Genomic DNA, 21,209 nt, shown 5'->3' on the forward strand with positions numbered 1-21,209 from the left:
GTCACTCCGTCTCGTGGTGGGCTGCTGTTCCCGCGACCATCAGCTGGCCGAGAGCCAGACCGCCGTCGTTCGGGGGGACTTCGCCGTGCCGGAGGACGCGGAAACCGGCCGCGGTCAGCAGCGCGGCGGTCTCCTCCTCCAGCAGGGCGTTGGCGAAGACACCGCCGGTGAGGGCGACGGTGGTGAGGCCGGTCTCCGTACGGGCCCGGTGGCAGGCCTCCGCCACCGCGCGGGCCACGCCTCGGTGGAAGCGGGCGGCCATGACCGGTACGGGGGTGCGGCGGGACCGGTCGTCCAGCAGGGCGCGGAGCGTGGGGGCCGGGTCCATGTCCCGGCCTCCGTCGGCGGACCCGAACGGGTAGGCCACCGCGTCCGCGTCCCGCGCCTCCAGCGCCGCCGCCTCCAGTTCCAGCGCCGCCTGTGCCTCGTACCCGGCACGCTGGCACAGGCCCACGAGGGAGGACACCGCGTCGAAGAGCCGGCCCATGCTGGAGGTCGGCACACAGGCCAGCTGTCTGTTCAACTGCTGCCGCAGAACGGCGCGTTCGGTCTCCGTGCAGGCCTCGACGCTGGGCAGGCCCGGTGTCCAGGGCAGTCCCGCCGCCCACAGCCGGGCCAGGGCCAGCCGGCAGGGGTTGGCCACCCCGGCGTCGCCGCCGGGCAGCGGGGCGGGGGCCAGGCGGGCGAGGCGCCGGTAGCCGGTGTAGTCGGCGAGGAGGATCTCGCCGCCCCAGACGGTGCCGTCGTCGCCGTATCCGGTGCCGTCGAACGCGACGCCGATCACGGGGGTGGTGCCGTCGAGGCCGTGTTCGGCCATCGCCGAGGCGATGTGGGCGTGGTGGTGCTGGACCCGCACCGGTTCGCCCAGGCCGAGCCGGGCGGCCCTGCGGGTCGAGTGGTACCCGGGGTGGCGGTCCGCGGCCACCCGCCGGGGGACGACTCCGGTGAGGCGGGCGAGGTGCCGTACGGCCCGCTCGGCGGCGTCCAGGGCGGCCAGTTCCCCCATGTCCCCGATGTGCGGGCCGAACCAGGCCTGCTCGCCCTCGCCGAGGCAGGGGGCGTTCTTCAGGTCGCCGCCGACCGCGAGCGTGGGCCGCACCGGGAGCGGGAGGCGCAGCGGGCGGGGGACGTGACCGCGGGAGCGCCGCAGGACCTGTTCGGTGCCGTCGGGGCGGACGCGCAGCAGGGAGTCGTCGCACGGGCAGGCGATGGGCCGGTCGTGGGTGAGCCAGGCGTCGGCGAGCCCCGCCAGCCGGGTCAGCGCCTCGGTGTCGTCGGTGACGATGGGCTCGCCGGAACGGTTGCCGCTGGTCATGACCAGCACCCGCGGGCCGGGCGGATCGCCGGGCAGCCCGAACAGCAGGGTGTGCACGGGCGTGTAGGGCAGCAGCAGACCGACGTGCGGGCTGCCCGGGCACACCTGGTCGGCGAGGCGCAGACGGTCCGGGGACGTACGGCGGCGCAGCAGGACGATGGGGCGGCGGACGCCGGCGAGCGCGTCCCGTTCGGCGGCGGAGAGCACCGCCACGCGCTCTGCCGTGGCGAGGTCGGCGCACATCACCGCGAAGGCCTTGCCGCCGCGCTCCTTGCGGGCGCGCAGGGTGGCCACGGCCCGGTCGTCGGTCGCGTCGCAGGCCAGGTGGTAGCCGCCGACGCCCTTGACGGCGACGATCCGCCCGGCGGCGAGCAGCGCCCGTGCCGTGGCGAGGGCCTCCGCGTCCCGGGCCGGGCGGACTTCCAGACCGGCGGCCGGGACGAGGGCGAGCCGCGGTCCGCAGTCGGGGCAGGCGACGGGCTGGGCGTGGAAGCGGCGGTCGGCGGGGTCGCCGTACTCGCGGGCGCAGGCGGGGCACATCGGGAAACCGGCCATGGTGGTGGCCGGGCGGTCGTACGGCATCCCGGTGGCGATGGTGAACCGGGGGCCGCAGTGGGTGCAGGTGACGAAGGGGTGGCGGTGCCGGCGGTCACCGGGGTCGGCCAGCTCGCGCAGGCAGTCGGCGCAGGTCGCGGTGTCGGGCGGGAGCTGGGTGCGGCCGGCGGACCGCTCGGTGGGACGGATGGCGAAGGGGCCGGTGACACCGGTGGCGGGCACGTCCTCGCTGCCGACGCCGGTCACGGTCGCGAGCGGGGGCGGCTGCTCGGCGAGCCGGCCCGCGAACCGGTCCACCTCCTCCGCCGGGCCCTCGACCTCGATGAGCACGCCGTCCGCGGTGTTGCTCACGAACCCGGCGAGCGCGAAGTCGGCGGCGAGCCGGTGGACGTACGGCCGGAAACCGACGCCCTGCACCGTGCCCCGCACGGTGATCCGACGCCGGACCGGTCCGGTGGCGGGCGCGGTCACGAGAGGGGGGCGGAGGCCGGGGGGTGGTGCGGGTCCTGGGCGGAGCCCGGTGCCGAGGGGAGGTGCAGGTGCGGCGCGGCGGCGGGGTCGGGCGTCGGGTGGTGGTGCGGGTGGGGGGCGAGGGGTGGGTGATGGAGTGGGGCGCCGTCGCGGGCGGCGAGGGCGCGGTCGAGTACGGTGCCGACGCCGGTGCCGGTGCGGGCGCAGGACCGGATGATCTCCACGCCGGGGTTGACCCGGTGCACGTTCTCGTGGAAGAGGCTTTCGTCGAAGCCGGCCGGTCCGGCCAGGTCGGTCTTGGTGATCACGACGAGATGGGCGGAGCCGAACGCGGTCGGGTACTTCAGCGGCTTGTCCTCGCCCTCGGTGACCGCCATCAGCACGATCCGCAGCGTCTCCCCGAGGTCGTACGCGGCCGGGCAGACCAGGTTGCCGACGTTCTCCACGAAGAGCACGGAGGTGTCCGGCGGCAGCCAGTCCGCGAGCCGGGCACGGACCTGGCGGGCCTCCAGGTGGCACAGCCCGTCGGTGAGCAGTTGCTGCACGGGCGCCCCGGACCGGGCCAGCCGCTCGGCGTCGTTCTCGGTCGCGAGGTCCGCGGTGAGCGCGGCCACCGGTACGCCCCGCTCCCCCGCCCGGGCCAGCACCCGGGCGAGGAGTTCGGTCTTGCCGCTGCCCGGGCTGGACAGCAGGTTGACCAGGGTCACGCCCTGCCGGGCGAGGTCGTCGCGCAGGCCTTCGGCCAGGCCGTCGTTCTTGGCCAGGACGGCCTGTCTGAGGTCGGACCGGCACATGGCGCTGCTCCTCGGATGCGGTGACGGGGCCCGGGCCGCATCGGTGCGGCCCGGGGTCTCACCGATCTTCGGCCGCGTGGGCCGCCGTGCCGGGCAGCGCAGCCGCGTGCGCGGTCCCGGATTCCATCGGGCGGCCCAACGGGGGCAGGGGCCCGGCGGGGTCGGCGAGCAGCGCGGGGACGAGCGTGTGCAGCGCGTCCACGGCCCGGCCGACGGCGTCCCGCACCGGTGTGCTGAGCCCCGGCAGGATGTCGTCGTCGCCGGGGAGCACGCCGGGTTCGCAGGCCAGGACGAGGATCCGGGGCAGCGGCTCGTCGCCCAGGTGGGTGGCCAGGGCCAGCACCTTCGCCGGGTCCATGCCGTGTGCCTCGGGCGGGACGGTGCCGTCCGGGGGGTCGGCCTCGACGAGGGAGAGGGTGCCGGGACGGTGACCGCGGGGGGCGGCGTCGACCAGGACGGCTGTGGCGTAGCCGGACAGCAGGTCGTAGGCGAGGTCGAGGCCGCGGATGCCGTAGTCGTGGACCCGTGCCCCCGGTGGCAGCGGGCGGTGGTCCAGGGCGCGGATCACCTCGGGTCCGAAGGCGTCGTCGGCGAGGAAGATGTTGCCGACGCCGGCCACCAGGAGCGGCGGCGTCACGTGAGGTCTCCGGCGGCCGGGGGGAGGCCGGCGGGAGCGGGGTCGGCCGGGGCGAGGGGCCGGGGGGAGCCGCCCGGGGTTTTGCGGACGAAGGCCGAGCGCAGGGCGTGGTAGGGCGCCTCGGGGTCGAAGAAGATGGCGTGCATGCGGGCCAGTTCGTCCTCCCGGTAGCAGGAGAGGGGCCGTGCCCGCTCGTCGGCGGCGAGGGCCGCGGCCTTCGCGGCGAGCCGCCGGTCCAGGTCCGGGGCGGCGGCGAGGCCGTCCGCGAGCCGTTCCACCTCGGCCGGGAACTCCGTGGGCGCGGCCGGCACCAGGCGGTCCACGAGACCGAGCCGCTCGGCGGACGCGGCGCTGACCGGCAGCGCCTCGGTGGTCAGCCGGGCGGCCGGCTCCGGGCCGACGCGGCGCGGAAGGGTGTACGTCCAGAACTCGGAGCCGTACAGGCCCATACGGCGGTAGTGCGGATTGAGGACGACGCCGGTACGGCACCACACCTCGTCGGCGGCGAGGGCGAGCATGGCCCCGCCGGCCGCCGCGTTGCCGCCGAGGGCGGCCACCACCAGCCGGTCGGTGGTGCGCAGCACGGCCTCCACGAGGTCGTCCATGGCGGTGAGGTTGTCCCAGGACTCCCGGGCCGGGTCGGGGGCCGCCTCGACCACGTTGAGGTGGATGCCGTTGGAGAAGAAGTCGCGGGTGCCGCCCAGGACGAGGACGCGGGTGGGCCGGGTGAGCGCGTGCTCGTAGGCGGCGAGCAGTCTGCGGCACTGGTCGGTGCTCATCGCGCCGCCCGGGAAGGAGAAGGCGAGGAAGCCGACGTCGCCGCGCTGCCGGTAGCGGATGTCCGTCCAGGTGCGCCGGCCGGGCGGCAGCTCCAGCGGGGCGGGGTCCTCCGGGAGGCGGAGTGCGGGCTCGCGGGCGGCGAGGACGGAGGCGGCCGGCCGGCGGAAGGGCGCCGGATCGCCGGAGTTCCGGCGGGGGCGCAGCTCCGGGATCCAGACGGCGCCGTCGCGGGTGGCGCGGCAGACGGCGCCCGCGCGCTGGGCCAGCAGGGCGCCGGGACGGCCGCGCAGCCGGTCCTCGGGGTGCCCGCCGTGCAGGAACACCTCGCGGCCGAGGAGTTCGTCGAGGACGCCCGGCTGGGAGTCGGCGCCGCGGAGTTTCCTCAGCACCGTCTCGGTGTCGTCGTGCTCCCAGTCGATGCGGCGCCGCTCCTGCCGGAAGAAGTCGCGCCAGACGACGGTGACCGACTCGTCGGTCTGCGGGAGCGGCTTGTGGGCGCCCTCGGCGTAGCGCCGTACGGCCGTCAGGACGGCGGTGGCGGCCGCGTCGGAGGCCTCGTTGCGGTAGAGGTCGCTCTTGCCGACGGGCGGCACGGGGAACGGCTCGGCCGCCCAGACGGGGCCCGCGTCCATCCCGGCCTCGGCCTGCAGGACGGTCACGCCCCACTGGTCCGCCCCGTCGGCGATGGCCCAGTCCAGGGAGGACGGGCCGCGGTCACCGGGCGGACCGGGGTGCACGATCAGGCAGGTGTGCTCCCGCCACACGTCCTCGGGCAGGGCCGTGCGGAGCATCGGCGCGACGACGAGGTCCGGGCGCGTCTCGTGCACGGCGGCCCGGACCGGGTCGGGGCCGTGCGCGGCGAGGACGACGTCGACCTGGTGCCCGTGGTCCGACAGTTCGGCGTACAGGCGCTGGGAGAGGCTGTTGAACGCGCTGGCGACGAGCAGAATGTTCATGACACGGCATGGTCGTCGCTCACGGGGGCGCCGGGAAGGACCGCCGCGGCGTTTCGCCGGCCTCGCTCAGGTCTCTTCCTCCATCCGGATCGCATGGCGCAGGTCCTCGAAGGCCTGTCCCCGGTCCTCCCGGTGTGCCTCCAGCAGGGCAGCGGCGATCGCGTCGAGCTTGCGCTGGATCGCGTGTTCGGCGCGCATCTCGGCGTTCTTCAGCAGCGCCAGGAGCAGCAGGGTGACCGCCGTCATGGACTCGCCCGCGAGCAGGAGCAGCTCGGTCCGCAGATGGGCGATGTGGGCGGCGACGAAGAAGCCGACCAGCAGCAGACAGAACAGGAAGAACAGCGGCGAGCTGGTGAAGTTCGAGGCGTACTCGGCGAGCTGGTCGAACCGGCTGCGGCGCGGTCCGCCGCGGTGGACGGGGTTCTTGAAGGTCATGGCCGAGCCTTTCCCCATGACGAGCGGAGGCCGGCCGCGGGCCCCCGTCCGGGTGCCGCACGGATCCTGAGCGGCCGCGCCGCAGGGCCTCGCCGCTTCGGTGGCCGGCTCGCGCGTCAGGTCCGCAGTACCCGTGCGGGGGCGAACGACACCGGGGGCTGAGGGAGCGGGCGGCTCGGTCATGCGGGCCGGGTCATGCGGGCCGGGTCACGCGGGGCGGGGGATCCGATCTGGGGGCGCGCGGTCTGGGCGCGTGCGGGCCGGGTCACGCGGGCCGGGGAATCCGAGCTGGGGGCGCGTGGTCCGGGCGCGTGGCCGGGTCAAGCGGGGCCGGGGAATCCGGTCTGGGGGCGCGCGGTCCGAGCGCGTGCGGGCCGGGTCATGCGGGCCGGGGGATCCGGTCTGCGGGCGCGCGGTCCGAGCGCGTGCGGGCCGGGTCATGCGGGCCGGGGGATCCGGTCTGCGGGCGCGCGGTCCGGAGGCGCGAAGGGGTGCACCGGCGGGTGGCCGGTTCCTGCGCGATGCCTGCGCGCAGGCCGGCCGTCCCGGACGCGCTCGGCCGGCCCCAGCCGCGCCGACGGCGCCGCCCCGCGCCTGCCGCCGTGTGTCTCCGTGCCCCGGCGGACAGGCGAAGACGCCCGCTGCTCGACGGTCCGGACGCGTCGGTCTCAGGCCGCGAGGGAGCGGCCGGGGTCCAGACGGGTGAGGAGCTGATCGCGGTGCAGTCCGGCGACGGGGGCCAGCAGGTCGGGGTGGCGGAGCAGGGCCGCCGCGCTGCGGTCGACGTCGTCCGGGGTGAGCAGTCGGCGGAACTCGGCCGGCCCGGCGGTGTGCTCGCCGTCGGCCAGCCCGGCGATGGCCAGCCCGGCCAGCTCGGTGTCGGTGAGCAGCGCGGCGGCCCAGCTGGCCACCACCTCGTCCACCCAGGTCCGCCAGGCCCACTCCTCGGCCGCGTGGCCGTCGGCCGCCTCGGCGCCGGTGATCCAGTCGAGGCGTGCCGTGCCGCCGGGGCCCGCCATGGTGACCAGACCGGCGTCGATCTCGGTCGGATAGCGCAGCCAGGCGGCGACCGTCACCGCCTGCCGTGCCTGCGCCTCGCACAGCGCGGAGGCCAGCGCGCCGCCGGACGGCGGGTAGGCCACCGTCAGCCAGCGAGCCGTCGCGGCGATCAGGGGAGACAGGTCAGTGAGCACAGCCGGGCCGTCCGATGCGAAGGGGTACAGGGGCTCGACGCAACGGTAGCCCGGCGCCGGGCACGGCCGGGAGGAAGTGCGAACCAGGTCATATGTGACCTGACCCACGCCCATGGCCGACGGGCCCGTCCCCGGCGCGCCGGTCACGCCGCGTCACCGGTCGCCGGGCTACGGCCCCGCCGGTCTCGGGTCGGCTGTGACCGGAAGGAGGAGGTCGAGGCCGCTCCGCGGGCACGGGAGCCGGTGCAGGGCCTCGGCCGCGCGCGAAGGGAAGCGACCGCCTGGGTCACCGTGAAGGCGAAGCGAGCCCTGCGGGCAGCCGGCCGTCTCGAAGAGTCGCTTGACGCATTCACCCGCGCCGGCCGCATCCGGTGTCCCTGGCCGGGACGGGCCGGCTGGAGGAGGCCTCGCCTCTCCCGAGCCGGTTGTGTGGAGGAGGCCCTGCGCGCCTACGGCCTGGCCGACGCGCCGGAGGAGGCGCGTCGGGTGCGCGAGCGGCTGCGGGAGATCGGGTACGTCACCTGAGGCGGGTGGCCGGTGGCGGTCGGGGTCACGGGTGTGGTGCGGCCGTGGTGGTTTCCGTGTCCGGTGCCGGCCGTCGGACCGCTTCGGCGGGGGGCCGTTCGCGGAGGGCGCCGTACGCGACGAAGTACGCGGGCAGGCGGCGCAGCCGGGGCGAGCCGGCGACCAGGCCCGCGAGGCGCCGGGCGCGCTCGGCGCTGCCCAGGGGCGGCCGGCCCCGCAGGACCGGGGCGATGAAGCGGGCGTGGGCCGCGCGCTGCAGCGCCTGGGTGGCGACCGTGGTGGGCCGGCGGCGGCGTTGCACCGCGCGAACGTCGCGCAGGCCCACGGTCCCGCCGCGCAGGGGCTCGGTGAGGAGGCGGGCGGCCGCCACGGCGTCCTGGACGGCGAGGTTGATGCCGATGCCGAAGACCGGGGACATGGCGTGGGCGGCGTCGCCGATGCACAGCAGGCCGGGGCGGTGCCAGCGGCGCAGCCGGTCCAGGTGCACGTCGAGGAGTTTGACGTCGTCCCACGAACGCAGGGCGTGGGTGCGGTCGGCGATCCAGGGGACGCCGGCGGCGTAGTCGGCCCGGAACCGGTCGAGGCCGGCGGCGCGGCGCTCGGCGTCGGTGCCCTTGGGGATGAGCGCGGCGCACTGCCAGTAGTCGCCCCGGTCGATCATCGCCGTGAGGAAGCCCTCGCCGGCGCCGCCGACGAGTCCGCTCGGGTCGCCGTCCCGTCGGGGCAGGCGGAACCACCAGGCGTCCATGGGGCAGCCGAAGCGGCGCAGGCGCAGCTCCGGCAGGGAGCGGGCGAGGGAGCCGCGCCCGTCGCAGGCGACGGTGAGGAGGGCGCGCAGCTCGCCCGTGCGGCCGTCGGAGGTGCGGTAGCGCACCCCGGTGACCCGTCCGGACTCCGTCAGGAAGGAGGTCGCTTCGGTGTTCATCCGCAGCCGGAAGGACGGCTCGCGCCGCGCCTCGTCGGCGAGGAGGTCCAGCAGGTCCCACTGGGGCACCATCGCCACGTAGTCGTGGGGGCCGGGCAGGGCCGAGAGGTCGGCGACGGTGACCGCCGAGCGGCCGGGGCCCACCGGCAGCTGGACGGTGCGGACCCGGCGCTGCGGCAGCCGGGCGAAGCGTTCCGCCAGTCCCAGGTCGTCCAGCAGGGCCAGGGTCGAGGGGTGGACCGTGTCGCCGCGGAAGTCGCGCAGGAAGTCGGCGTGTTTCTCCAGGACCGTCACCTCGATCCCGGCCCGTGCCAGCAGCAGGGCGAGCACCATGCCCGCCGGACCGCCTCCCACGACACAGCAGGTGGTCTTCTCCATCACGGTCCTGCCCTTCTCCGGAGCAGCGGAGCAACCCGAATCAGCGGAACGAAGCTAAATTCATCAGCCGATGAATACCATACCGCGGTGAGGACGGGAACGTCACGTGTCGCCTCTGTGTGGTGGGGAACTCGTTGCGCTCGTGACAGGTTCGGACACACAACGGGAGGCCGGGGAAGTCTCATGAACGCCGACGCCGAACGCTACGCCGAGCAGGACGACGTACCCCTGGGCGGTTACGCCGCCCTCGCCTCCGTGTTCGCGACCGGGGTAGGCACCTTCGCGCTGGTGGCCCGGCGGCGGGGCGTACAGCTGCCGCGGCAGGTGCCGCCCTGGGACGTGGCGTTGCTCGGCGCAGCGGCGTACAAGACGTCCCGGCTGCTCACCAAGGACAAGGTCACCAGCTTCCTCCGGGCGCCGTTCACCCGCCGCGCGGGCCAGGGAAAGGGCAACGAGGTCATCGACCAGCCCCGGGGCAGCGGGCTGCGGCGGGCCGCCGGCGACCTGCTGGCCTGCCCGTTCTGCACCGCCGCCTGGGCCACCGGCGCCCTGGTGTGTTCCTACGCGGCGGCGCCCCGGCTCACCCGGCTGGTGTGCGGCGGCTTCGGTGCGCTGGCCGTGGCGGACTGGCTCCAGTACGCCTGGACCTGGACCCAGGACTCGGTCGAGGAGTGACGGCCGGAGACTGCGAGGAGTGACGGCCGGGGACTGAGCGCCGCAGAGCGGGGCCCGCTGTGTGTCGTCGGCGCGCCCGCTCTCCTCGTCAGTGGCGATGGCTGTTCGTCGTCAGTGGCGACGGGTGTCCGTCGTCCGGCGGGGGCTGTTCGCCGTCCGGCGGAGGCTATTCGTCGTCCGTGGCGGCGGTCAGTTCGACGTCCAGCACACCGTCGTCCAGGAAGAGCTCCGAGGCGAGCCGCGAGGGGTCCTCCGTGCCCTCCAGCTGCAGCAGCACCCGCGCGGCGTCGTCCGTGCGGCCGGGCAGCCGCTCCACCTTGACCCGCACGATGCGGAAGCCGCGCCGGGTGCAGGCCTCCATCAGCCGCGGCAGCAGCGCCGTACCGGTCCGGTAGGTCAGGCGGGCCTCGAAGGCGGCGGTCGCCGTGCCGGGAACCAGGCGGGAGGTGAGCCGCGGGTAGCCCCGCGCCACCAGGAAGTGCAGCGCCGTCACCGCCAGCGCGAGCACGGGCAGTCCCCCGCCGCAGGCCATGCCGACCGCGCAGGTCAGCCATACCGTGGCCGCGGTGGTGAGGCCCCGTACGGCGTCCCGTCGTACGAAGATGAGCCCGCCGCCGATGAAGCCGATCCCGGAGACGATCTGCGCCGCGACGCGGGAGGGGTCGAAGGAGACGTTGTCCAGGCCGAGCACCGCGGTGAAGCCGTGCTGGGACACCTCCATCATCAGGGCGCTGGCGATACCGACCAGCGTGTGGGTGCGCAGCCCGGCGCTCTTCTGCTGTGCCGCACGCTCCCAGCCGATCAGGCTCGACAGCAGCAGCGCGAGGCCCAGTTCGGCCAGCTGCCTCGGTCCCTGCCCGTTGTGGACGTCCCACAACGATGCCGCCAGTGCCCCGTCCGCCATGCGCGCCTCGCTCGTCGGATCCGTAGGTCTCCGCTGCCGACGCGTACCCAGCGACGGGCGGCCGACGCGGACGGGGCCGGTGTCCTGTCACCCGTGACCGGGCGCGGCCGCGGGGTACTCGACGAGTGCCGCTACGCCCGGCTGACGGGCGTACCGTCGGCACTTCGTGCGGAAGGGACCGGTCTCATGCGGCACGACGAGATGATCGGAAAGGTGCAGGCGCTGGCCCAGCTCCCCGACCGGGGCACGGCCGAGCGGGCCGCGCACGCGGTCGTGAGCACGCTGTCGGAACGGCTGCCGTCCGGGCTGGCCCGGCACGTGGCCGCCCAGTTGCCGCCGGACATGGCGGCGGCCATGCGGGAGGCCGCCGACGCGTCCGCCGCCCCGGACTCGGGTACGGCCGGTGAGCGGTTCGGGCTGACCGCCTTCGCCGGACGCATCGCCGTCCGGGTGGGCACCGACGAGGACACGGCCCTGCGGGAGGCCGCGGCCGTGATGGAGGTACTGGACGCCGCCCTCGCCCCGGAACTCACCGAGAGGATGGCCCACGCGCTGCCCTCGGACATCCGCGAGCTGCTGCCGGTGGAGCGGGCGGTGCAGGACATCGAGGGCTGAGGTCCGGGGAGACGGACGGGAAGCGGGGCGGGGCTGAAGCGGGGTGCGCCGCGCGCGACACGGACCGGCAGTCGACCGGGGCGCCACGCGGACCCGGAGCGCGACAGGGGCGTGACCGGGGCCGTCATGCTGATTCACTTCGTGTGCACGCGCTCACCGGGGGCAGGCGGGACAGTGACGCCCCCCACTGGAAAAGGTGCTCCATGGCCTTCTTCGCCCTCTCCCGGCACCAGCCGCTGGTCCTGCTCTCGGCCACCGACCTGGCGTCGGAGTACCACCGGTTGCAGGAAGAAAACCGGCAACTGCAGCGCGCCGTGACCTCGCACGCCGTGATCGACCAGGCCATCGGCGCCGTCGTCGTGCTGGGACGGATAGCCCCGGAGGAGGCCTGGCGGGCGCTGCGCGACGTCTCCCAGCGCACCAACGTCAAGCTGCGGACCGTCGCCGAGCACATCCTGGACTACGCGCGGGGCGGCGCTCTTCCCGAGATGGAACGCGTCGAACTCGGAAAGGCGATCTCCCGTTACCGCCGGTGCGGCGAGACGCCCGCGCCGCTCGGTGACGGCGTCACCGCGCCGGGCGGCGGTGCCGGGGCCGACGGACCGCCGTCGGCCGCGACAGCCACCGGTCCTCGACCCGGTCCAGCGCATACAGCAGCAGACTGAGCCCTGGAAGTAAGACGAGTGCGACGGTGATCACTGGAGGCTTCCTCCCTGCCGGCGACACCCGGCGGGTGCCCCTGACCCGGTGAGCGATCCGCGCCGCGCGTGAAGGTCCTGTGAGCGGATGGCACCGCCGCCTTGGCACCTCCGTCCCGGACGGCACCGGCGTCCCGAACGGCACCTCCGCCCCGAACGGACCTCCGTCCCGATGGCACCTCCGTCCCAGATGCCACCTCCGTCCCAGCTGGCACCGCTCCCCCGCGTGGCACCGCCGTTTCCGGCTCCGGCCCCACGCCTGCCCGCGCCCGGCCGGAGCCGCCCGCCGGAAGCCCGCGCCGCGCCCCGCCTGCCCGAGCCACCACCGGAAGCCGCTCGCCTCGCGGGAAGCCGCTCCCCGTGCCCCCACCGGGCCCGCGCCCCGCCGTAAGCCGTTCGCCCCGCCATAAGACGCTCGCCGTGCCCCGCCGCACCCGCCCGAGTCCCGCGGGACCCGCCTGGTCGCACGTGGCTGCGCTGGGCGCGCCGCATCGCCGTCGCGTGCTTACGGTGCTGTGGAGGTGACAGGCCGCCAGGCGGGCGGGCGCGGGCGGAGAGGAGGCGGGGCGTGGTGGGCGATGCGCGCCGGCGGACGGCCGGACGGCGTGGCCGGCGCCGGGCCGCGGGTGTGGTGCTGGGCAGCCGGCCGGCGTACTCCGTGCGGCTGCCGGCACCGCCCCGTCCGGAGTCGGTCGCGGAGTCGGTGGCGGTGCCGCCGGCCGAGCGGACGGTGCCTTGGTTGCGGGTCGCCGCCGCCTACGCCTGGCGGCTGATTCTGGTCGGCGTCGGCGTCTACGGCGTTTTCGTCGTCCTCGGCAGCTTTCAGCTCATCGCCGTCGCCCTGTTCCTCGCACTCGTCGTGACCTCGGTGCTGCGCCCGCCGACCGATCTGCTCGCCCGGTTCCTGCCCCGGCCGCTGAGCGTGGCGGTGGCCCTGGTGGGCAGCCTGGTGCTGCTGCTGGGGCTGCTCGCGCTGGTCGGCAGCGAGGTGGCGGGCGAGTCGAGCCGGCTCGCCGGTGAGTTCGGGGGTGGTGTGCGCCGTATCGAGGAGTTTTTGCGCCGACCGCCGTTCCGGCTCGGGCCCGGTGCGCTCTCCGCGCTGGAGGACCAGGTGACGAAGTACGTCGCCGCGCACCGGGCGGCGCTGCTCAGCAGTGCGGTCAGCCAGCTGGGCCGGGTGGTGGAACTGGTGACCGGCGGTGCGCTGGCGCTGTTCGCCTCCGTCTTCTTCCTCTATTCCGGCGAGCACCTATGGAGCTGGGTGAGCGAGCGGCTGCTGCCGAGCGGGGCCCGGCGGGTGTGGGACAAGGCGGGACGGGCGGCCTGGCGGACGTTCTCCGGATACACGCGCGGCATCATCATCGTGGCCGGCACCAACGCCGTACTGGTCGGCGTGGTCCTGTTCGTGCTGCGGGTGCCGCTCGCGCTGCCGCTGACCCTGCTGGAGTTCTTCGCCGCGTTCGTCCCGCTGGTGGGTTCTCCGGTCGCGCTCGGGGTGGCCACGGTGGTCGCGCTGGCCGGGCGGGGGCCGCTGACGGCGGCGGGTGTGCTGGTGCTGATCGTGGTGATCGGCCAGTTGGAGGGGCACGTGCTGCATCCGGTGGTGATGAGCTGGGCGGTACGGCTGCATCCGCTGGTGGTGGCGGTGTCGGTCATCGCGGGCAGCATCGTCGCGGGTGTGATCGGCGCCGTCGTGGCGGTGCCGCTGGTCTCGGTCGTCTGGGCGGTGCTGAGCGCGCTGCGCTCGATGCCGCCGCCGGCGGCCGAACCCTGACCCCCTGGCGTACGGTTCAGCGCAGCGCGGCGGCGACGAGACCTCGGATCTCCTCCTCCCGGACGCTCCCACCGTGCACCAGGCGGTCGAAGACCAGCCCGTCCACGCAGGTCAGCAGGGTCACCGTACGGTCCTCCGGGTCCGCCACCCCCTGCGCGGCGAGGAAGGCGCGCACCACCCGCCGCCCCTCGTTGTCGCGCGGCACGAGGATCTCGCGCAGCTCGGGGTGGTGGGCGCTCTCGACGGCGCAGGCGTAGCGGGCGAGGGACCGTCGGCGGCCTTCCCCGGTGAGCCGCGTGCGGATCAGCTCGGCGATGCCCGCCGCGAGGTCGTCGGCGCTCCGGGGCACCGGCGTGCGGGCCCCGGTCTGCTCCAGTTCCTCCTGGTCGAGCGCCACGAGCCGCCGGACCAGCGCCGTCAGCAGCGCCTGCCGGGTGCGGTAGTAGGCGGACGTGGTGCCGGGCGGCAACTGCGCGGCCCGGTCCACGGCGCGATGGGTCAGCCCCCGCATGCCGCTGTCGGCGAGCACGGCGATCGCCGTGTCGGCGAGGAGAGTACGTCGGTCTGTGGCCACCCCCTCTTTCTACACCCCGCTTCTACGTCTGTAGAACGCCGCGCTAGGGTCCTTCTACAGATGTAGAAGCCGGGTGACAGGCACAGAGGGACGAAGGGGGCCGGCATGGGCGGTACGGCGGTGGTGGTCGGAGGCGGTATCGGCGGACTGGCCGCGGCCCTGGGGCTGCGCCGGATCGGCTGGGAGGTCCGGGTGGTGGAGCGGGCCGCCGCCCTGGCCGACGCGGGCGCGGGCATCTCCCTGCACGCCAACGGGCTGCGCGCGCTGGACGCCGTGGGCGTGGGCGCCGAGGTCCGGGCGGCGGCACGGCCGCAGTACACCGGCGGCTGCTCGCCGCCACCCGCCCCGAGGCGGTCCTGCACCACGACATCCACGAACTGGTCACCCCCCTGCCCGCGTTCACGGCCGGACGGGTCGCGCTCGTCGGCGACGCGGCCCATGCCATGACACCGCACCTCGGACAGGGTGCCTGCCAGGCCCTGGAGGACGCCGCCACCCTGGCCGCCGCGCTCGCCGGGGAGCCGTCGGTCGGCGCGGCACTGGCCCGGTACGACGCCGAGCGCCGCCCCCGGGCCCAGTCGGTCGCCCGCGCCGCCCGGCAGGCCGGCCGGATGGGCCAGCAGCTGGCCCACCCGCTGGCCGTCGCCCTGCGCGACACCGGTCTGCGTCTCGCCCCGTCCCGGGCGACGATGCGGGCGATCCTGCGGCACGCCGACTGGACCCCGCCGAGCCTGGTGTGACCGGCGGCTGGGAGCGGGCCGCGGCGCTCCGGCGGGTCTCCGTGAGGTGGAGGTCGACGTACCGGGCGAGGGCGGGCCGGCCCGTCCCCGGGCTCGTCCCCTGTCTTCATACCTATATGCCCTGTCTTCGTACGTACCTGCCCCCCGCCGCCGCCCCTCGGCGTCCTCGGTCCCGAGAGCGGCTCCACGTCCTCGCCGGCCTGATGGCATGAACCGGTGCCGGAAGTGGCACCCGAATCGCCGTGCGTGGAATACGACTGACCTGGGAGGCCGTCCGGTGGGACCTGTCGGCCGCGGTACGAGCGGCGCGGCGGGCCCTGGCGGGGCCGGGCCGGGAACGAGACCTGGCCGTCCAAGCGGTGAAGGCGGCGCTGGCCGCGTGGGTGGCCTGGGCCGTGGCCGGCTGGTGGCTGGGGGCGCCGGTGGCGTTCGTCGCGCCGTGGGTGGCGGTCGTCCTGGTGGAATCGACGGTGTACCGGTCGATCGCGCACGGACTGCAGCAGCTCGGCGCGATCGCGGCCGGCACCGTCGCGGCCACAGCGGTCGGACTGGTGCTGCACAGCACGGTGGCCGCGATGGCGGTGGTGCTGCCCCTGGTGATGCTGCTGGGGCAGTGGCGGCGGCTGGGCAGTCAGGGCATCTACGCGGCCACCGGCGCCCTGTTCGTCCTGACCAACGGCTCCGTCACCGTCGCCACCTCCGCCGCGCGGCTCGCCGAAGCCCTGTTCGGGGCGGTGGTCGGCATCGCCGTGAACGCGCTGATCCGGCCGCCGCTGTATCTGCGCGACACCCATGCCATGCTGCGGGACGCGACCGAGGAGGCCCACGACATCCTGCACGCCGTGGCCGACGGTCTCGCCGCGGGACGCTGGGACGCCGAGGAGGCCGACGCCTGGCACCAGCGCGCGCTGCGTCTGCAGGGGCTCGTGGAGCAGGCCCGCTCGGCGGTCGAGTGGGGCCGGGAGAGCCTGCGCGCCAACCCGCGCCGCCGTTCCGGTTCCGCGTCGGGGCCCGGCAAGGGGTACGACGACGCCCTCCTGGTGCTGGACTACGCCGCCGTGCACACCGCTGAGGTGACCCGCACGGTGCTGGAGGCCGCCGCCGAGGACCGCCCGGCGCCCCGGCCGCACCCCGCCCTCGCCCGCCGGTACGCGGAGTTCCTGTGCGGGACCGCCCGCGCGCTGCGGCTGTACAGCCACAGCCGGTTCGGCGACGAGTGCGAGGACGAGCTGCGCGAGGCCGTGGCGGAACTGCGCGGCACGCTCAAGGAACTGCGCCGGGACCTGGTCCGCTCCACGACGGACGATCCGGACCAGGTCGCCACCTACGGTGCGCTGCTCACCCAGGCGCACCGGCTGGCCGACCAGCTGGCCGCCTCGGGCGGGTGAGCGCGGCCGGGGTCAGTCGACGGTGGCGGTGGCGAGGACCGCGTCGACGTCCCGGGCGAGCGACGGGTCCTCCTCGCCGGTGGTGAGCCCGAGCAGGAAAGAGGTGCGCTCGCCGTGGATGGTGACCACGGTCATCTCCAGGCGGGCGGTGCCGTCCTCGCCCTCTATCCGCAGGACGGCCGTGTGCGCCGGCTGGCCGTCCAGGGTGGTGGCGTGCGACTCCTGCAGGGTGGCGGGCCTGTCGGGGAAGAAGAACTCGGCGTTGGAGCGGGCGGCGGACTCCGTCGTCCGCTTCAGGCCGGCGCGGGGCACGGTCTGCCCGGCGCGGCCCGCCAGGACGGTGCCGCCGCTCTCGCCGGCGGTGGGGGCGTTGCGGATCTGCGAGGAGAACGCGCCGATCAGTTTCCTGTCGTCGGCCGCGTCGTGCTTCCAGCCGTCGGGGACGCCGTAGGAGAGGCCGGCGCGGGCGTCCGTGACCCGGGGCCGGCCGGCGAGCGGCCCGTCCTCCCCGCCGCGCCCCCACCACACGGCCGCCGCCACGCCCGCGACGACCAGCAGCAGCGCGATCACCCCGGCCGCCACCGCCCGCCGCCGGGACCGGACCGGCGCGGGCTGCGGCACCGGGCCGTGGTACGGGTGGGGCTGGTACGGGTGGGGCTGGTACGGGTGGGCGGGGGACGGCGTCGGAGGGGGTGGCGGCGTTGTCATGCCCTCAGCCTTCACGATCTCCGGGGTGCGGCGCCTGAGCCGTCGTACTCATGTGCCGTACTCACGCGTTGCGCCCATGCTCCGTACACATGCGCCGTGCTCATGGGGTGCCGTGCGCGCCGTCCCCGGCCTCGCGCACTCCGAACACGGCGGCCCCCACCGCGAGGACGCCGTCGGTCAGCGGCCGGCAGCGCACTCCCCCGCCGCCGCGCAGGGCACGCTGGGCGCCGGGGCCGAGGGTGGTGTCCATCCAGGCGCAGGGCCGGGCGGCGCTGCGGACCTCCAGGTCCACCGGTCCGGTGCCGCAGTCGAGGAAGACCGTCCGGCCGATGTAGGCGTCGATGTCGACACCGCGCAGCAGGACGTTGCGCCGGGTCCGCAACAGGTCGGCCGGGTACGGTCCGGGCCGCGGCAGCCGCTCGGCCGCCATGAGGGTGATCGAGGCGTTGCGGTGGGCGGGGTGGTTGAAGTACCGGTCGCCGACGATGCCGAGGCCCGCCCGCACCTCGGCCGTCGTCACCAGTTCGCCGGGCGGCAGCTCGGGCAGGCCGTCACCCGGCCGGCCGGCGAGCCGGTGCACCGGGGACACCAGCAGCTGGAGGATCTCGACGTGCGGCACGCGTCGAGCCTAACCGGCGCTGCTCACTGGCTTGCCGCGGGTGCCGTACCGCACCAGGAGACGGCCGCTCCCCGGCCGCCGGCACCCGGGCGGCGAGTACGACGGTCATGGCGAGGGCGGGAACGGCAGGCGGGCGGGTGCGGTCGGGGTCGTCCTCGGCGAGCGAGCCGAGAACGCCCACGCCGAGTGCCGGCGCCCGGACGCCTCTGGCCCCCACCACCCACGTTCTCCTGGCAGTCTCCCCGCACCGCACCGCACCGCGCAGTCCGGACGCACCCGGGACGCTGACGGCGGCAGACCGGGGAGGTCGCCCGCGGCCCGTGGAGGGCGCCGGCCGTGTCCTCCTCGGTTCCTCGGAGGCACCCGCCGTGTCCGCGGAGAGCGTCGGCTTCCGGCGGCGCCGTCCGACCGCCTGTGGCCGGCCGGGCTGACCGCCCGTCACCCCTCCACTGTGGCGGAGGGGTCGCCTGCGAACTCCCGCAGGCCGTTCTTGGAGCCGTTGAAGCGGTCGTGGTCGCCGACCGTCGGCCCGCTGGAGGTGTACTGCCACATCGTGTACGAGGTCCAGCCCGCGGGAAGCGGCCCGGCGGTGGAGGCGTAACGCGCGATCCACAGGGGGTTGTCGGGGGCGAAGCCGGCGTAGTCGCCGGTGCACTGGGTCCACCAGTTGGTGGCCGTGTAGATGACCGCGTCCCGGCCGGTGCGGTCCTTGTAGCGGTCGAGGAAGGCGCGGATCCAGTCGACCATGCCGCTCTGCGACTTGCCGTAGCAGTCGTCGCCGTACGGGTTCCACTCGATGTCGAGGGCGCCGGGGAGGGTCTTGCCGTCGTCCGACCATCCGCCGCCGTGGTCCACGAACCAGTCGGCCTGGGCGGCGCCGCCGGTCGTGTCCGGGGTGGCGAAGTGATAGGCGCCGCGGACCATGCCGATGCCGTACGAGCCGTCGTACTGCTGGGCGAAATAGGGGTTGGTGTAGTACGTCCCCTCGGTGGCCTTGGTGTACGCCCACTGGGTGCCGCTGTCCCACAGCGTCTGCCAGTCGACGTCGCCCTGGTGGCTGGAGACGTCGACGCCTTCCGTCTGGGAGGCGCGGGCGTCCGGGGGACGGGTGCCGGTGTCGCCGTCATGGGCGAGGACACCGATGCCCATGTAGGCGCTGCCGCGCTCGGGTGCGCCCCCGGCCGGCCGGGGCACGGCCGGGGGGCTGGACAGGAACAGGAGCAGGCCGGTCAGGACGCCGGTGAGGCAGAGGCGGGACCGGCCGCGGAAACGGGATATGGGGATTCGCACGTTCCCATCTGACCCGGGGCGGGGTCGTCCCGCACCCCGGGTACCGCCCAACGAAGCTGTCCGCGGCCGGTGGTTGACCCATGTGGGTGTCGCTCAGCCCTCGATGCGGTGCTGCGTCCAGAAGGAGGTCAGGTCCGTGCTCGTGGCGGCCTGGGCGGCCGCCTTGAACTCGGCCGTGGTGGACACGCCGTACCAGTGGGCGCTCGCGTAGTCCTTCAGCAGCTTGGCCATGGCGGTGTCCCCGAGGACGCGCCTGAGGTCGTGCAGGGCGCACTTGCCGTAGCCGTAGACCACGGTGGAGTACCGGGAGGAGTGCGCGTCCCAGTACGCCATCGAGTTGGTGATCTTCTCGGCGCCGGAGGCCCAGGAGACGCTGCTCCAGCAGTTGCCGCCGGTCTTGCCGAGGGCGAGGTCGGTGGCGTAGTCGGTGAACGCCTCGTCCAGCCAGGGGCTGGTGTACTCGTCGTCGCCGACGATGCCGTACCACCACTGGTGGCCGATCTCGTGGGTGAGCGCGGTGGTGCTGACCAGGTCCAGGACGAAGCCGGGGTACTCCATGCCGCCGAACCAGTAGTTGTTGTCGATGACGGCGTCCAGCTCGCCGTACGGGTAGGCGCCGAACCGGGCGGCGTGGGCGTCGACCGCGGTCCTGGCGGTGGAGAGCATCGACTGGGCGCTGGAGGAGCTGATCCCCGAGACGGAGTAGACGTTCACCGGGACGCCGGCGGCCGAGGTGCCGGAGATCTTGGTGAAGGGTCCGGCGGCCCAGGCGAAGTCACGGACCTTGGCGGCGGTGGCCGTGGTGACGGTACGCCCGCTGGAGCCGGGGGTGTCGGTGGAGGTGCCGGTGGCCGGGACCAGCAGGGTGCTGGGGTGGTCGAGGGTGACCTTGAAGTCGGCGGCGAGGGAGTAGAAGGACTCGCCGTTGTTCGTGTACGGGTCCAGGTGCCAGCCGGCGCTGTCGCGTACGGCGAGGACGGGCAGGGCGTTGCCGAGGAAGCTGAACGCGCCGTCGTGGCCGAAGCGGTCGGCACCGCTGGGCACGGTGATGCCGAGGTCGAAGCCGATGGTGGCGCTCTGGCCCTGGGCGAGCGGGCTCGGCAGGTCGATCTTCAGCGCGGTGCAGGCCACGGAGAGGGCGCCGGCGGTGCCTCCGGTGACGTTGCCGACCTTGATCGGCATCGCGTCGCAGCTGCCGTGGTAGTTGTCCCACAGCCGCAGGTACACCTCGCCGAGCGCGGTGGCGGAGGCGTTGGTGAAGGTCACGCTCTCGTGCCCGGTCCAGGCGGTGCCGCTCGTGTCGCTGCTGAGGTTCACGGTGTACGCGGGCGCGGCCGGGGTGCGGGTGGCGTCGGTGCCGGGCGGGGTGGAGCCGCCGGAGGTGTCGAGGGCGATGTCGTCCAGGACGAAGCTGGTCTGGAGGCTGGAGTCCTCGGTGCCGGTGAAGGACAGGGTCACCGTCTGGCCGGCGAAGGAGGAGACGTCGATCGACTTCTGGACGTAGCCGCTGTTCTCGTCCAGGTTCGAGTAGGTGGCGAGCGTGGTGCCGCCGATCTTCGCCGTGAGCTTGTCGTAGGCGATGGACGAGGTCGTCTCGGCGGTGTCGGTGTGCAGCCAGAAGGTGAGGGTGGCGGCGGCGCAGCCGGAGGGGATGGTCACGCTCTGACTGAGGCTGTCGGTGCGGGTGGTGCCGGCGCCGTCCAGCCAGGCGTAGGAGCTGCCGCCGTGGGCGGTCTGCCCGGAGCGGCTGGTGATGACGGTGGAGGAGGAGGCGGTCCAGGGTGAAGTGCCGCTCTCGAAGCCACCGTTGGCGACCACCTGGGCCGGAGTGCAGGCGGCGGGGGCCGTGGCAGGCGCGGCGGTGGCGGGGGTGCCGGGGAGCACCAGGGCGGCCACCGCGGCGACGGTCAGCGCGCCGGCGCCGAGGGCCTTGTGGGGGATCGGTCTCACACGCTACTCCTTCGTGGCGGCCGGGATCCCGGCCTGCTCGAACGGCCGCCGGTCCGGCTGGGGTGCGCCGGGACGGCCGCGGGCGGGGCCCCCGCGATCTCGGTGCGGGGATGCCCGTCGCCCCCTCATGGGGTCAGGGCGGCGACTGCCGAAAGAGTGACAGATTTGACCGGTCCATGCCAGGCCGAGGAACGGGGTGGCGGCGCCCCACCAGTCGGCTGGTCTGTGGAGGGGGGTGCCCCCAGGCCAGCAGCGCGCCACGTCCTGAAACACGCCCGCAGACAGGGGTCGTCCTGGACCTTCCCCTCGC

The 21,209-nt window shown here is 74.9% G+C and carries 18 protein-coding genes and 1 pseudogene; 6 read left to right on the forward strand and 13 right to left on the reverse strand.

Going from position 1 to position 21,209, the window contains the following annotated elements:
- Nucleotide 1 precedes the first annotated feature (1 nt).
- The 7 genes from hypF to ACZ7N4_RS06365 form a co-directional block, all read right to left on the reverse strand.
- Nucleotides 2-2,341, reverse strand: a complete 2,340-nt coding sequence (gene hypF, locus ACZ7N4_RS06335; RefSeq protein ID WP_471354402.1) for a carbamoyltransferase HypF — start codon at nucleotides 2,339-2,341, stop codon at nucleotides 2-4.
- Nucleotides 2,338-3,135 carry a hydrogenase nickel incorporation protein HypB gene (gene hypB / locus ACZ7N4_RS06340; protein ID WP_471354404.1) on the reverse strand — a complete coding sequence of 266 codons (798 nt, stop codon included), beginning with the start codon at nucleotides 3,133-3,135 and terminating at the stop codon, nucleotides 2,338-2,340. Before hypB ends, hypF begins: the two co-directional genes overlap by 4 nt.
- 58 nt (nucleotides 3,136-3,193) lie before the next feature.
- Nucleotides 3,194-3,772, reverse strand: a complete 579-nt coding sequence (locus ACZ7N4_RS06345; RefSeq protein WP_471354406.1) for a hydrogenase maturation protease — start codon at nucleotides 3,770-3,772, stop codon at nucleotides 3,194-3,196.
- Nucleotides 3,769-5,508, reverse strand: coding sequence for an enoyl-CoA hydratase-related protein (locus ACZ7N4_RS06350; RefSeq protein ID WP_471354408.1), 1,740 nt, complete (start codon nucleotides 5,506-5,508; stop codon nucleotides 3,769-3,771). Before ACZ7N4_RS06350 ends, ACZ7N4_RS06345 begins: the two co-directional genes overlap by 4 nt.
- A gap of 66 nt (nucleotides 5,509-5,574) precedes the next feature.
- Complete coding sequence (locus tag ACZ7N4_RS06355; protein WP_471354410.1) at nucleotides 5,575-5,943, reverse strand: hypothetical protein; 369 nt, start codon at nucleotides 5,941-5,943, stop codon at nucleotides 5,575-5,577.
- 668 nt (nucleotides 5,944-6,611) lie between these two features.
- The gene (locus ACZ7N4_RS06360) at nucleotides 6,612-7,136 is read right to left on the reverse strand and encodes a hypothetical protein (protein ID WP_471354412.1); all 525 of its coding nucleotides are present in this window, start codon (nucleotides 7,134-7,136) and stop codon (nucleotides 6,612-6,614) included.
- A 550-nt stretch (nucleotides 7,137-7,686) separates the two neighbouring features.
- On the reverse strand, nucleotides 7,687-8,964 hold the full coding sequence (locus tag ACZ7N4_RS06365; RefSeq protein WP_471354414.1) for an FAD-dependent oxidoreductase: 1,278 nt from the start codon (nucleotides 8,962-8,964) through the stop codon (nucleotides 7,687-7,689).
- Nucleotides 8,965-9,147: 183 nt separating this feature from the next.
- On the opposite strand from ACZ7N4_RS06365, the gene ACZ7N4_RS06370 reads away from it, so the two are divergent.
- Nucleotides 9,148-9,639 carry a DUF1360 domain-containing protein gene (locus ACZ7N4_RS06370; protein ID WP_471354416.1) on the forward strand — a complete coding sequence of 164 codons (492 nt, stop codon included), beginning with the start codon at nucleotides 9,148-9,150 and terminating at the stop codon, nucleotides 9,637-9,639.
- A 166-nt stretch (nucleotides 9,640-9,805) separates the two neighbouring features.
- On the opposite strand, the gene ACZ7N4_RS06375 is transcribed toward ACZ7N4_RS06370, so the two are convergent.
- Complete coding sequence (locus tag ACZ7N4_RS06375) at nucleotides 9,806-10,543, reverse strand: MgtC/SapB family protein (protein WP_471354418.1); 738 nt, start codon at nucleotides 10,541-10,543, stop codon at nucleotides 9,806-9,808.
- Nucleotides 10,544-10,729: 186 nt separating this feature from the next.
- On the opposite strand from ACZ7N4_RS06375, the gene ACZ7N4_RS06380 reads away from it, so the two are divergent.
- The 3 genes from ACZ7N4_RS06380 (at nucleotide 10,730) to ACZ7N4_RS06390 (ending at nucleotide 13,630) form a co-directional block, all read left to right on the forward strand.
- A complete protein-coding gene (locus ACZ7N4_RS06380) occupies nucleotides 10,730-11,158 on the forward strand; it encodes a DUF2267 domain-containing protein (protein WP_471354420.1) in 429 nt (142 codons plus the stop codon).
- Between the two features lie 203 nt (nucleotides 11,159-11,361).
- Complete coding sequence (locus tag ACZ7N4_RS06385; RefSeq protein ID WP_471354422.1) at nucleotides 11,362-11,823, forward strand: ANTAR domain-containing protein; 462 nt, start codon at nucleotides 11,362-11,364, stop codon at nucleotides 11,821-11,823.
- A gap of 604 nt (nucleotides 11,824-12,427) precedes the next feature.
- Nucleotides 12,428-13,630: an AI-2E family transporter gene (locus ACZ7N4_RS06390; RefSeq protein WP_471355108.1), complete on the forward strand. Its 1,203-nt coding sequence runs from the start codon at nucleotides 12,428-12,430 to the stop codon at nucleotides 13,628-13,630.
- A 16-nt stretch (nucleotides 13,631-13,646) separates the two neighbouring features.
- On the opposite strand, the gene ACZ7N4_RS06395 is transcribed toward ACZ7N4_RS06390, so the two are convergent.
- Nucleotides 13,647-14,204: a TetR/AcrR family transcriptional regulator gene (locus tag ACZ7N4_RS06395; protein ID WP_471354424.1), complete on the reverse strand. Its 558-nt coding sequence runs from the start codon at nucleotides 14,202-14,204 to the stop codon at nucleotides 13,647-13,649.
- Between the two features lie 105 nt (nucleotides 14,205-14,309).
- Here ACZ7N4_RS06395 and ACZ7N4_RS06400 point away from each other — a divergent pair.
- Together ACZ7N4_RS06400 and ACZ7N4_RS06405 are read left to right on the forward strand one after the other, a co-directional pair.
- Nucleotides 14,310-14,944, forward strand: a pseudogene (locus ACZ7N4_RS06400) (FAD-dependent monooxygenase).
- A gap of 284 nt (nucleotides 14,945-15,228) precedes the next feature.
- Nucleotides 15,229-16,332 (forward strand): FUSC family protein, encoded by a 1,104-nt coding sequence (locus ACZ7N4_RS06405; protein WP_471355110.1) that lies wholly within the window; start codon nucleotides 15,229-15,231, stop codon nucleotides 16,330-16,332.
- A 12-nt stretch (nucleotides 16,333-16,344) separates the two neighbouring features.
- Here the strand turns inward: ACZ7N4_RS06405 and ACZ7N4_RS06410 are convergent, their stop codons facing one another.
- The 4 genes from ACZ7N4_RS06410 to ACZ7N4_RS06425 form a co-directional block, all read right to left on the reverse strand.
- Nucleotides 16,345-17,040, reverse strand: coding sequence for a hypothetical protein (locus tag ACZ7N4_RS06410; RefSeq protein WP_471354426.1), 696 nt, complete (start codon nucleotides 17,038-17,040; stop codon nucleotides 16,345-16,347).
- Between the two features lie 100 nt (nucleotides 17,041-17,140).
- Complete coding sequence (locus tag ACZ7N4_RS06415) at nucleotides 17,141-17,659, reverse strand: molybdenum cofactor biosysynthesis protein (protein ID WP_471354428.1); 519 nt, start codon at nucleotides 17,657-17,659, stop codon at nucleotides 17,141-17,143.
- Nucleotides 17,660-18,097: 438 nt separating this feature from the next.
- On the reverse strand, nucleotides 18,098-18,949 hold the full coding sequence (locus ACZ7N4_RS06420; RefSeq protein ID WP_471354430.1) for a lysozyme: 852 nt from the start codon (nucleotides 18,947-18,949) through the stop codon (nucleotides 18,098-18,100).
- Nucleotides 18,950-19,042: 93 nt separating this feature from the next.
- Complete coding sequence (locus ACZ7N4_RS06425; RefSeq protein ID WP_471354432.1) at nucleotides 19,043-20,899, reverse strand: M1 family metallopeptidase; 1,857 nt, start codon at nucleotides 20,897-20,899, stop codon at nucleotides 19,043-19,045.
- Between the last annotated feature and the right edge of the window lie 310 nt (nucleotides 20,900-21,209).

Source organism: Streptomyces sp. NPDC107654 (genome assembly GCF_055639035.1).